We start from the raw sequence: 11,902 nt of genomic DNA on the forward strand, positions 1-11,902 counted from the left end.
GCTGGAGAACGCGGCCAGGAACTCGCCGCCGCCCTCGACCGGATTGGCGACCGACGGGTTCACCGCGGGCAGGTGGAAGGCGAAGACGTCCCCGTCCGGGCCGACCTTGGTGCCCTTGGGCCACTGCGCCTCGTAGAACGAGGCCTGCTGCAGCAGCTGGCACTTGCCGCTCAGGATCGGCGTGCCCGCGTCCTGGAAGGTGGTGGTGGCGATCGACTTCACGTCGCCGAAGCCCGCGTTGACCCAGGCCGGGTTCTGCATCCAGTCGGCGACCGTCTTCATCGCGCTGGTGATCTTCGGGTCGGAGAACTTCACCTGGTGGCCGACCCACTGGTCGTACACCTCGCCGCCGTACGAGCCCAGCACCACCTCCTCCAGCCAGTCGGTGGCCGGCCAGCCGGTGGCCGTGCCGGAGGCGATGCCGCCGCACCACGGCCTGGCGCCGCCCGCCTTGGCGATCCGGTCGCTGAGCGCCATCAGGTCGGCCCAGGTCTTGGGCACCTCGTAGCCGGCCGCCTTGAAGGCCTTCGGGGAGTACCAGACCAGGGACTTCATGTTGGCGCTCATCGGGGCCGCGTAGAAAGTGCCGTTGACCGAGCCGTAGGTCTTCCAGATCGGGCTCCACCGCTCCTGGTTGGCGACGGTCTGGGCGGGCGGCTTCACCACCTTGCCGCTCTTCACCATCTGCGCCAGCAGGCCCGGCTGCGGGATGATCGCGAAGTCCGGGGCGTTGCCGCCGGAGATCCGGACCGGCAGCTGGGACTCGAAGTCGTTCGATCCCTCGTAACTGATCCTGATCCCGGTGCACTTGGCGAACTCGGCCCAGGACTTCTCCAGGTTGTCCGACTCCGGGCTCAGGATCGAGGCGAACATCGTCACGGTGGTGCCGGAGTGTCCGGCGTACGGCTGGTACTTGGCGCAGTCGCCGGACAGCGACGCGGCCGATCCGCCTCCGCCGCCACCCGAACCGCCGGAGCTGTTGGAGCAGGCCGCGGTCAGCGCCAGCGCCGCCACCAGGGCCGGAACGGCGGCCAGACGGCGGCGGTACCTCGGATGCGGCGCGGTCGGGTTGGGGGTCAATGCGGTCCTCCTCGCCAGGGCGTGCTTGCCGACGGTGGCTGAACGACATTGCGCTGTACCGGAGATGGGCCCGCGGTGGATCGCGGACGGGAATCACGGACGGGAATCGCGGACGGACATCACGAGCGGAACTCACGAGCAGACATCGCGGACGGGACCACGGGCGAACGGCGGCCGGACTGATCGAAGACGTTAACGCAGCCGCCGCCCCCCGCCAAGGTCCACGTTCGACCTTCACCAGGTGGTGTCCCGACCGTGACCCGCGACCAGGCACTTCCCGGATCACCATCACCAGAAGTCGAAGGCCCCGACCCGAAACCCGGTCGGGGCCTTGCGACATGACATTCCGTCAGAACAGCCGGACCGGAAGCTCCAGCAGGCTGTTCACCACCAGCGAGGGACTCGGCCGCAGCTCGCCGTCCGGCACCGCGAGCGACAGGCCCGGGAAGCGCGCGAACAGCGCGGGCAGCGCGACCCCCGCCTCCAGCCGGGCCAGCGGGGAGCCCGGGCAGACGTGCGGGCCGTGCCCGAAGGACAGGTGGCGGGACGGGTCCCGGGTGATGTCGAAGACTTCGGCCGTCACCCCGTGCTGGAGCGGGTCGCGGCCGATCGCGTTGTACGAGACCAGCACCGGCTCGCCGGCCGGGATCACCACGTCGCCGACCGGGATGTCCGCCGCCGCGAAGCGGAACAGGAAGTTGCTGGTCGGCGGCGTCCAGCGGAGCGACTCCTCCACCACCGCGTCCCAGGACACCTGGCCCGAGCGCACCAGCTCCAGCTGGTCCGGGTGGGCCAGCAGGGCCCGCACCGCGTTGCCGATCAGGTTCACCGTGGTCTCGTGGCCGGCCGCGATGATCACCCGCAGGGTGGCCGCCGCCTCGGCGTCGGTCAGCGCCCCGCCCTCGGTGTCGGCCGCCAGCAGCACGCTCGCCAGGTCCTCGCCCGGAGCCGAACGGCGCTTCGCCACCAGGCCGTTGACGAAGGCGTTCAGTCCGGCGACGGTCGCCTGGATGCCCTCCGGGTTCGGCTTGATGCCGAAGAACCGCTCGTACAGGTCGCGCAGCAGGCCGTGGTCCGACTCCGGCACGCCCAGCAGCGAGCAGATCATCGTCATCGGCAGCGGGAAGGCGAAGGCCGTCTTGAGGTCGACCACCGGCTCGCCCGCCGCCAGGCCGTCCAGCAGGGCGTGGGTGATCTCCTCGACGCGCGGGCGCATCAGCTCCACCCGGCGCGGGGTGAAGGCCTGCGCGACCAGCGCCCGCAGCCGGCGGTGCTCGGCGCCGTCGGTGGTCACCATGCTCGGGCCGGGCACCGCCAGACCGATCAGCGGCCAGGTCTTCGACACCTCGCCGCGCTGGTAGGCGGCCCAGTGGGCGGCGTCCTTGACCAGCCGGGCGTCCGTCAACAGGTCGCGCGCGGCGGCGTGCTGCGTCACCGCCCAGGCGGCGACCCCGCCGGGCAGCTCGACCGGCACCACCGGTCCGGCGGCCCGCAGCAGCGCGCCCTCGGCCGCGTTGTCGCGGGCCAGCGGGTCGAGGACGATTCGGGCCGGAGCAGCGGTCATCGACAACTCTCTTTCGAACGGCGGGTGTGGGTGGATCGGACGGGAAGGCGGACGGAACCGGCAGCGGCTCAGCCCGGGTGGCCCGGGGTGAACGAGACCGGCAGCGCCACCAGCCCGCGCACCCAGGCCGACGGCCGCCACACCAGCGCGTGCTCGGCCACCGCCAGCCGCAGGTCCGGCAGCCGGTCGAGCAGCACCTCGATCGCGGTGGTGGCGATCACCTCGGCCGCCTCCTGCGCCGGGAACGGGCAGCCGTGCTCGCCGTACGAGTAGCTCATGTGCGCCCGGTTCCCCTCCGCCGGGCGGCCGTCCGCCTGCCGGACCGCCGGGTCGGCGTTGGCCCCGGCGAAGCCGAGCAGGACCATGTCCCCCTCGCCGATCCGCTGGCCGCCCAGCTGGGTGTCGCGCACCGCCCACCGGCCGGCGAAGATCTGGGTCGGGGTGTCCTCCCAGAGCGCCTCGTTCAGCGCCTGGCTGATGCTGCGCCGGCCGCCGGCCAGCGAGGCGGCGAACCGCTCGTCGGTGAGCATCAGCCGCAGCGCGTTGGAGATCCAGTACGAGGTCGGCTGGTGGCCGGCGATCAGCAGCACCCGCAGGTCCCGCATCACCTCGTCGTGGGTCAGCCCGGCCGGGTGCGCCAGCATCCGCGAGGCGACGTCGGCGCCCGGGTACTCGGCCTTCTCCTCGACCAGCGCGCTCATCAGCTCCAGCAGCCGCTGGGCGCCGGCCGGCGCGTCCGGACCGCCGTCCAGCATGGCCAGCAGCGCCGTGATCAGCTGCGGCGCCTGCTCCTCGTCCAGGCCGAGCACCCGGCACAGCACCAGCAGCGGCATCCGGTGCGCGTACTCGGCGACCAGGTCGGCCTCGCCGCGCCCGGCGAACTCGTCGATCAGCCGGTCGGCGATCTCCTCGGCGTGCTTGCGCAGCTCGTACGGGTCGATCCCGGCCAGCGCGTCGGTGACCGCGCGCGAGCGCCGGACGTGCTCCTCGCCCTCGGCGTAGAGGACCGAGGGGACGGGCGCCATCATCGGCTTCAGCGGCCAGTCGGCGGGCAGCGTCGCCCAGGCGTGCCAGCGGCTGGAGTCACGGCCGAACAGCTGCGGCTGCCCGGTCACCTGCTGGAGCTCGCGGTAGCCGATGACCAGCCACGCGGGCACGCCGCCGGCCAGCTCGACCGGGGCGACCGGGCCGTGCGCGGCGCGCAGCTCGCGGTAGAGCTGGGACGGGTCGGTCTGGAAGCGCGGCCCGTACAGCGGCGTGGCGCCGGCGTGCGCCGGGCAGCCCGGGGGCGGGGTGGCGGCGGGCTCGGTCACGGGGTGCTCTCCTCGTAGATCGCGGTACGGGCTTCCTCCGGGGCGGGCTCCTCGGCCGGGGGTACCTGCGAGGCCGGGACGGCCCCGACGCCCGGAGCGGCCTCTGTGCCCGGAGCGGCGTCCGCGCCCGGGACGGCCCCGACGCCCGGGACGGCCCCGACGCTCAGCGCCGCCTCGTCGGCCCCGGCCAGCGCGGCCAGGTGGTGGACCAGCGCGATCAGCACCCGCTTGCCGGACTCCCGGTCGCGCGCGTCGCAGTCCACCAGCGGCACCTCGGCCGGCAGGTCCAGCGCCTCGCGGACCTGCTCCAGGGTGTGGCCCGGCTCGCCGAAGTTGTTGCGGGCCACGATGAACGGCGTGCCGTGGTGCTCCAGCCGGTCGATCGCGTACCAGGAGTCCTCCAGCCGCCGGGTGTCCACCAGGACGACCGCGCCCAGGGCACCGCTGAACAGCCGGTCCCAGAGGAACCAGAAGCGCTCCTGCCCGGGCGCGCCGAACAGGTACAGCACCTGGCGCTCGGACAGGGTGATCCGGCCGAAGTCGAAGGCGACCGTGGTGGAGCGCTTGCCCCAGGCGCCGGCCGGGTCGATGCCCTCGCCCGCCTTGGTCATCACCTCTTCGGTGTTCAGCGGGCGGATCTCGCTGACCGAGCCGACCAGGGTGGTCTTGCCCACGCCGAAGCCGCCGACCACGACGATCTTCAGCGCGTTGTCGGCGGTCGCCCGCAGCGGGGTGCGCGGGCCGGCGGGCCGGACGTCAGAGCCGTTGGAGGCCATGCAGCACCTGCTTCAGCGTGTCGAGGTCGGGCAGCCGGGCCTTGTTCGGCGCGAACCGGGGGTGGCGGGCGGTGACCGCCCCGGACTCCAGCAGGTCCGCGAGCAGGATCTTCACCACCGAGACGGGCAGCGCCAGCTCCGCCGCCACCTCCACGACGGCGGTCGGGGCCTCGCACATCCGCAGGATCCGGGCGTGCTCCGACTGCATCCCGGGCACCGGCGGCCGCTCGGCGACGATCAGGGTGACCAGGTCGAAGGCGTTCTCCGGCGCCCGGCTGCGGCCCCGGGTGATCGTGTAGAGGCGGTCCGGGTCGTCGTCCCGGCCCGGCAGCACCGGCCCCGCGTTCATATGCCGGCGCTCTCTCGCGCGGCGTCCCCGTCGGCGCCCCCGTCGGTTTCCGCACTCCGGGCGGGTGCGCTGAGGCGGACCCCGATCTGCTCGATCAGGCCGTGCATGTTGTGGCCGACCACACCGACGTCCGCCTCGTCGTCCGTGACGACCGCCAGGTGCGCGCCCTCGCCGGCCGCCACGATGCACAGGATGCCGCCGTGGAACTCGGTCATCGACTGCCGCACGCCGCCGCTGCCGTCGCCGAACTCGATCGAGGCACCGTGCGCCAGGCTCTGGAGGCCGGAGGCGATGGCGGCCAGCTGGTCGGCCTGGTCGTTGCTCAGTCCGGCGGTGTGGCAGAGCTTGAGGCCGTCGGCGGAGAGAACCAGGGCGTGCCGGGTGCCGGGGGTCGCCGCCAGCAGGTTCTCCAACAGCCAGTCGAGGTCGCGGTCGGTGGCGCTGCTCATCAGGTGTCCTTCTCGGTGACGGGGGAAGCGTCGGGCAGGGTGTCGGGGTCCGTGGTCGGTGCCCCGGCGGGGGGCCGCTCGGCCGCGGCGGGAAGGGCGGCGGCCCGGCGGAACGCGCCGAACCGGGCGGCCGCGCTCGCCGCGTCGCCGCGGGCGGGCTTCGCGGTGCGGTCCGCCACGGGGGTGGCGGTGGCCAGCGTCTGCCCGCGTCGGCGCTGCGGCAGGCCGCTGTCGGTCATCCGGGCGGGCGCGGCCGGCAGTGCGGGCGCGGTGGCGGTCTGCCTCCCGGCGGGGGCCTGCGTCCCGGTGGCGGTGCGCGTTCCGACGGGCGTGCGCGGCGCGGAGGGCGCCGGAGGCAGCGGGGCGGGCGCGGGGCGCGCCGAGGTGAGCGCGGGGCGCGTGGACTCCGTCGGCTGCGCCTGCGCCGGGACGGACGCCTGGACGGGCGCCGGGGTGGCGGTCGGTGCCGGGTGGGTGACCAGCTGCTGCGGGATCAGCATCACCACCCCGGTGCCGCCGCGCGCCGACGGCCGGAAGGAGATCTGCAGCCCGTGCTTGCGCGCCAGCGTGCCGACCACCGCGAGCCCCAGCCGGGTGCCGGCGGAGAGGGTGGCGAGGTCCAGCGGCTCGGCGGAGACGGCCCGCTCGGCCCGGCGCAGCCAGCTCTCGCTCAGGCCCAGACCGCTGTCCTCGACGGTGACCGCCAGCCCGGCGGGCACCTCCTCGACGTAGACGTGCACCTCGGCCGGCGGGGCGGAGAAGTTGGTGGCGTTGTCCAGCAGTTCGGCCAGCGCGTGCATCACGCCCTCGGCCGCGTACCCGGCGACGGCGGCGGAGCTGGCGTTGTGCAGCCGCACCCGCTGGTAGGCGCCGATCCGGCCGAGCGCGCCGCGCAGCACCGACTCCACCGCGATCGGCTTGGCCCAGCGGCGGCCCGAGCGGGCGCCGGTGAGCACCGCGATGCTGTCGGCCATCCGGCCGGCCTGGGCGGTCGAGTGGTCCAGGCTCAGCAGGTCGCCGAGGACCTCCTCGTCGTGCCGGTGCTGCATCTCGCGCAGCTCGGCGTGCATGCTCGTGGCCAGCGCCTGGACCCGGCCGGCGGCGGTCGCGCAGACGGCGAGCGCGGCGGCCCGCAGCCGCTCGCCGCGGCCGATCTCCTCGCCGACGGCGCGCAGCAGCGCGTACTGGGGGTGCTTGCGGTGGACGGCCAGCGCGCTGTCCACGGCCGCGCCGGCCCGCAGCTTCGTCACCACCTCGGGCAGCACGCCCTCGGCGATCCGGGCCAGCTCGGCGCGTTCGGCCTCGGCCCGGGCCCGCTCGGCCTCCGCCCCGGCCCGCTCGGCGTCGAGTTCGGCCCGCAGCCGGGCCAGCTCGGCGTGCGCGGCGGTGACGTCCGTCTCGGCGCGGGCCCGCTCGGTGCGGGCGGCGTCCCGCTCGGCCAGCGCGGCGGCGGCGCGGTCGGCGGCGGCCGTCTCGGCCTGCCGGGCCGTCCCCGCGGCGACCAGCGCGGCCCGGGTCTCCTCGTGCTGCGCGGCCAGCTCCTCGGTCAGTGCGCGGGTGCGTTCGACGCCGGCCGCGGCGAGGCCGACGGCGATCAGCCAGAGCACCGTGACGGCGGCCACCGCGAGCGCGGTGAGCGGCTGGTGCGCGCCGAACGCCCGGACGACGCCGACCGGCGCGGCGACCAGCGCCAGCAGCACGGCCGCCGCGGTCAGGGCGACGGTGCGCGGCGCGGGCCGGCGGCGCGATCGGCCGTCGGGGCTGGTGGCTTCTCTCATCGGTGCGGTCCTCGGCAACGTCGGCGGGCGGCGGCGCGGGCGGCGGGTCGGCGACGGTTGCGGCCGCCGACAGCTGGTCGGGCGCATACCAGACCGCCCGGCGACGTCGCGAAACGTCGCCGGGCGTCTGATCGGTTCACGCTTTCGGCCGATCATATCGATTCAGACATAGGCCTCAAGCGGACAGTTGACGACCAATCTCCTGCTTCACCCGGCCCACACCGTCCGGCGACGCCGCCGACGCGCGCCCGAGTGCCACGGTTCACACCCCGGACGCCCGCCCCAGCCGCCCTTCGACCGCGCGCCGCAGGGTGTCCAGGTCCAACCCGTGGTCGGCGATCACCCGCGCGCCGAGCCCCTCGCCCTCGCGCAGCACCCCGAGCAGCAGGTGACCCACCGCGATCTCCCCCGACTTCAGCCGGAGCGACTCGCGCAGCGACAGCTCCAGCGCCTTCTTCGCCCGGGGGCTGAAGGGACTGCGCACCGGCTTCGGCTCCCCGGACCGGAACCAGCCCCGCCGCCGGGGCCCCTCGTCCGCCGGCGCGTCCAACGCGCCCTCCCCGAAGGCCGACTCCACCGCGGCCCGGACGGCGTCCAGGTCCACGCCGATCGAGGCCAGGGCCTCGGCGTCGTCGCCCGGCCCGAGCAGTCGGACCACCGCGCGGCGCGCCGTCTCGTGGTCCAGGCCCATCCCGGCCAGGACGCCGGCCGCCGGGTCCTCCGCGCACGCCAGGATCGCCAGCAACAGGTGCTCCGTCCCGACGTGGCCGTGCCGCAGCTCCCTCGCCTCCTGCTGCGCCGTGACCACCACCTGCCGCGCCGCTCCGGTGAAACGCTCGAACATCGCTCAGCCTCCGTCCCGATCGCCTGGGGTGCCCCGCCTCGCGTACTTCTTGTGCACCGCCTGCCTGGTCACCCCGAGGCAGACCGCGATGTCCTGCCAGGACCAGCCCTGCGACCGGGCGTTGCCCACCTGGAGCCCCTCCAGCCGGTCCGCCAGATCGCGCAGGGCGCGGACCGCCCGGAGCCCCACGGCGGGATCACGACTGCTCGCGGCGGCCGCGAGCTCTCCGCTCTCGCTCATGCTGTCAACTTTGGTTGACACTCGCAGGAATGTCAACCCTGGTTGACAGCTGCGGCGCTCAGCCGAAATGCCGCTCCAGCGCCTCCTCGAAGGTCCCCCGGCCCACCGCCCGGTCCGGCGTCAGGTTGCCGCCCGACCGCAGGCCGCGGCCGACCGCGCCCGGGAGGCGCAGCGGCAGCAGCGGGCGGCGCCTGCCCGCCGCCCGCAGGTAGGCCTCGGCCAGCTCCCGGTACGAGCGCACCCGCGGGCCGCCCACCTCCGGCGCGAAGCCGGCCGGCTCCTCCCCCGCCAGCTCCGCGACCGCCGCGGCCACCTCCCGCACGTCCACCGGCTGGAACCCCACCCCGCTCAGCACCGGGAGGACCGGCAGCCGGGCGGAGGCGTCGAAGATCCGCAGCAGCAGGTCGTGGAACTGCGTCGCCCGCAGCACCGTCCAGCCCAGCCCCGACTCCCGCACCACCCGCTCGCAGGCCAGCTTCGTCCGGTAGTACCCGAGCGGCACCCGGTCGATCCCGACGATCGACACGTACACCAGGTGCCGCACCCCGGCCTCCCGGGCCCGCGCCACCAGCGTCCGGACTCCGGCCAGGTCGGCCTTCCGCTGGGTGGTCGCGCAGTCCACCACCACCTCGACCCCGGCCACCGCCTCCGCGATCCCGGCCCCGCTCACCAGGTCCCCGACCACCCACTCGACCCCGTCACCGCCGCCCCGCGCCCGCCGGCTCAGCCCCCGCACCGCCACCCCGCGCGCCACCAGCAGCCGCACCACCTCCCGCCCCAACGTCCCCGTCGCCCCGGTCACCAGCACCGTCCCCATCACCGCACCACTCCTCTCGGAAAAGCCGTCCCCCCTACCGACCGGACACCGCCCCCGTCCGTGACATCGGCAACCGAGGGCTCGTCCTGAGTCCTCCGAGCCCGCCTCACCGCGGTCCGGATGCGGTGGCAGTTCGCGCACACGGCCTCGCATTTGACGATCTCCGCCGCGACCTCCGGCCACGGCCTCCGGTCAGCGATCAGCTGCGACACACTTGCCGCCTTGACGCCGCGCACGTGGTCCCAATCGAGCCCGCGCGCCCATCCCCGCCAACCGCAGTCCGCGCAGCCCCGTGCCAGTTTCAACCGGTCGTTCCGCTCCTGGGACTCCACTCTGCTGGCCCAGGACGGCGGCAGCCGTTTCGTCGAACGCCCGCGCTGCCCCATCGTGCGCAAGCGATGACAGCGGGCACAGCGGACCTCGCACTTGGCGAGCTCCGCCAGCAGCCGGTCCTTGCTGACGCACAACTGCACGAGGCGGGATATCGTCCCTGTCTTCTGCGCCGGGTCCAGGTGGTCGGGATCAAGGGCTCGCACGTCAACGAAGCCGCAGTCGACGCATCCGCTGGACTTCCACTCGGTCACCACGGCCTGAAGCCTGGCCCGTGATCTGCGCAGATCGTGCCCCGCACCGAGCCGCTCCCGCCGAGCACGCTGCTGTTCCAGCGCGACCGCCCGGGCCTCCGGCCGCTTCCACTTGTTCCGCCGAGCCCGGTTCGTGGCCTCCCGAACCTCCGGCCTCGCCGCCCTCGCCCTGACCGCCCCCTTGCACTCACCCTGCAGGCCACTCGGCTTGCTCGCGTTCCTCGGGAACTCGGAGGCCGGTTGGAACTCCTGGCACGCCGGGCACCAGATCGGGGTCTCCGGGGTGATCTCCGCCGCCGGCGGTCGGCGCGGTGCTCGCTTCCCTGCTCCTGTCACCATGTGCGCAGCCAAGCAACCCCCACCGACAAAAAAGCGGGGCGAGGACCGTGAAGTCCTCGCCCCGCTTCAGGGGTTCACCTCAGGAGGTGAACACCGGGGTCGAGCGTGATCAGCTGCAGCCGCTGGTGGAGCCGCAGCCCTCGCAGAGGTAGCAGCTGCCGGCGCGGCGCATCTTGGTGCCGCAGGAGAAGCAGAGCGGGGCGTCGGCGTTGAGGCCGAGCTGGATCTCCATCAGCTCCGTGGAGTTGTGGGCCTGCTTCGGGGCCGCCGCCTTGGGCGCCTCGACGGCCGGGGCCGGGGTGACGGCCGGCTTGGGGGCGACCGGGGCGGACTGGGCGAGCGACTCGGTGTCGAGCTCCTCGGTCTCCAGCGGCTCGTACGAACCCGTCTCCAGGTGGCGCTGGCGCTCCTCGACGGAGTGGATGCCGAGCGCCGAGCGGGTCTCGAACGGCAGGAAGTCGAGCGCCAGGCGGCGGAAGATGTAGTCGACGATCGACTGCGCCATCCGCACGTCCGGGTCGTCGGTCAGACCGGCCGGCTCGAAGCGCATGTTGGTGAACTTCGAGACGTAGGTCTCCAGCGGCACGCCGTACTGGAGGCCGACCGAGACGGCGATGGAGAAGGCGTCCATCATGCCCGCGAGGGTCGAGCCCTGCTTGGACATCTTCAGGAAGACCTCGCCCAGACCGTCGTCCGGGTAGGAGTTGGCGGTCATGTAGCCCTCGGCGCCACCGACCGTGAAGGAGGTGGTGATGCCCGGACGGCCCTTGGGCAGGCGCTTGCGGACCGGGCGGTACTCGACCACCTTCTCGACCGCGGCGGCCGGGGCCTCGGCCTGCTCGGCCTTCTCCTCGGCGTCCTTCTTCTTGGCCGAGAGCGGCTGGCCGACCTTCGAGTTCTCGCGGTAGATGGCGAGCGCCTTGACGCCCATCTTCCACGCCTCGAAGTAGATCTCCTCGACGTCCTCGACGGTCGCCGAGGCCGGCATGTTCACGGTCTTGGAGATGGCGCCCGAGATCCACGGCTGGATCGCGGCCATCATCCGCACGTGCCCCATCGGCGAGATGGTGCGCTCGCCCATCGCGCAGTCGAACACCTCGTAGTGCTCGGTCTTCAGGCCCGGGGCGTCCACCACGTTGCCGTGCTCGGCGATGTGGGCGACGACCGCCTCGATCTGCTCGTCCTGGTAGCCGAGGCGCTTGAGGGCGCGCGGGACGGTGCCGTTGACGATCTGCATCGAGCCGCCGCCGACCAGCTTCTTGAACTTGACCAGGGCCAGGTCGGGCTCGACGCCGGTGGTGTCGCAGTCCATCATCAGGCCGATGGTGCCGGTCGGGGCGAGCACCGAGGCCTGGGCGTTGCGGAAACCGTTCTGCGCGCCGATCCGCAGCACGTCCTGCCAGGTCTTGTTGGCGGCCAGCCAGACCGGGGCGTCCAGGTCGTCCACCGAGACGGCGTCCAGCGAGGCGTCGGCGTGCTGCTTCATGACCTGCTGGTGCGGGGCCGCGTTGCGGGCGTAGCCGTCGTACGGGCCGACCACACCGGCGAGTTCGGCGCCGCGGCGGTAGGCGGTGCCGGTCATCAGCGAGGTGATGGCGCCGGCCAGGGCGCGGCCGCCCTCGCTGTCGTAGGCGTGGCCGGTGGCCATCAGCAGGGCGCCGAGGTTGGCGTAGCCGATGCCCAGCTGGCGGTAGGCGCGGGTGGTCTCGCCGATCTTCTCGGTGGGGAAGTCCGCGAAGCAGATGGAGATGTCCATCGCGGTGATGACC

The 11,902-nt window shown here is 73.8% G+C and carries 11 protein-coding genes; all 11 read right to left on the reverse strand.

Translation table 11 applies throughout. The features are described 5' to 3' along the window. Positions 1-1,080 (reverse strand): ABC transporter substrate-binding protein (locus ABZW03_RS27125; RefSeq protein ID WP_355263465.1); only part of this gene is annotated, 1,080 nt, incomplete at its 3' end. A 349-nt stretch (positions 1,081-1,429) separates the two neighbouring features. Beyond that, positions 1,430-2,644, reverse strand: a complete 1,215-nt coding sequence (locus ABZW03_RS27130) for a cytochrome P450 (RefSeq protein WP_355263468.1) — start codon at positions 2,642-2,644, stop codon at positions 1,430-1,432. Positions 2,645-2,712: 68 nt separating this feature from the next. Then, entirely contained in the window at positions 2,713-3,957 is a 1,245-nt protein-coding gene (locus tag ABZW03_RS27135; RefSeq protein ID WP_355263471.1) for a cytochrome P450, read from the reverse strand. Next, positions 3,954-4,733, reverse strand: a complete 780-nt coding sequence (locus ABZW03_RS27140) for an ATP/GTP-binding protein (protein ID WP_355263474.1) — start codon at positions 4,731-4,733, stop codon at positions 3,954-3,956. Before ABZW03_RS27140 ends, ABZW03_RS27135 begins: the two co-directional genes overlap by 4 nt. Then, positions 4,714-5,082 carry a DUF742 domain-containing protein gene (locus ABZW03_RS27145; protein WP_355263477.1) on the reverse strand — a complete coding sequence of 123 codons (369 nt, stop codon included), beginning with the start codon at positions 5,080-5,082 and terminating at the stop codon, positions 4,714-4,716. Before ABZW03_RS27145 ends, ABZW03_RS27140 begins: the two co-directional genes overlap by 20 nt. Beyond that, on the reverse strand, positions 5,079-5,531 hold the full coding sequence (locus tag ABZW03_RS27150) for a roadblock/LC7 domain-containing protein (protein WP_355263480.1): 453 nt from the start codon (positions 5,529-5,531) through the stop codon (positions 5,079-5,081). Before ABZW03_RS27150 ends, ABZW03_RS27145 begins: the two co-directional genes overlap by 4 nt. Continuing rightward, complete coding sequence (locus ABZW03_RS27155) at positions 5,531-7,309, reverse strand: ATP-binding protein (protein WP_355263482.1); 1,779 nt, start codon at positions 7,307-7,309, stop codon at positions 5,531-5,533. The genes ABZW03_RS27150 and ABZW03_RS27155 overlap by 1 nt, the downstream gene beginning before the upstream one ends. Before the next feature lie 262 nt (positions 7,310-7,571). After that, positions 7,572-8,153, reverse strand: a complete 582-nt coding sequence (locus tag ABZW03_RS27160; RefSeq protein WP_355263485.1) for a Clp protease N-terminal domain-containing protein — start codon at positions 8,151-8,153, stop codon at positions 7,572-7,574. Between the two features lie 3 nt (positions 8,154-8,156). Further along, positions 8,157-8,393, reverse strand: a complete 237-nt coding sequence (locus ABZW03_RS27165) for an RNA polymerase subunit sigma-70 (RefSeq protein ID WP_355263488.1) — start codon at positions 8,391-8,393, stop codon at positions 8,157-8,159. A 58-nt stretch (positions 8,394-8,451) separates the two neighbouring features. After that, a complete protein-coding gene (locus tag ABZW03_RS27170; protein WP_355263493.1) occupies positions 8,452-9,210 on the reverse strand; it encodes an NAD(P)H-binding protein in 759 nt (252 codons plus the stop codon). A gap of 1,032 nt (positions 9,211-10,242) precedes the next feature. After that, on the reverse strand, positions 10,243-11,902 hold a 1,660-nt coding region (locus ABZW03_RS27175), incomplete at its 5' end, for a vitamin B12-dependent ribonucleotide reductase (protein WP_355263491.1).

This window comes from Kitasatospora sp. NPDC004799 (assembly GCF_040609095.1).
GTDB lineage: Bacteria > Actinomycetota > Actinomycetes > Streptomycetales > Streptomycetaceae > Kitasatospora.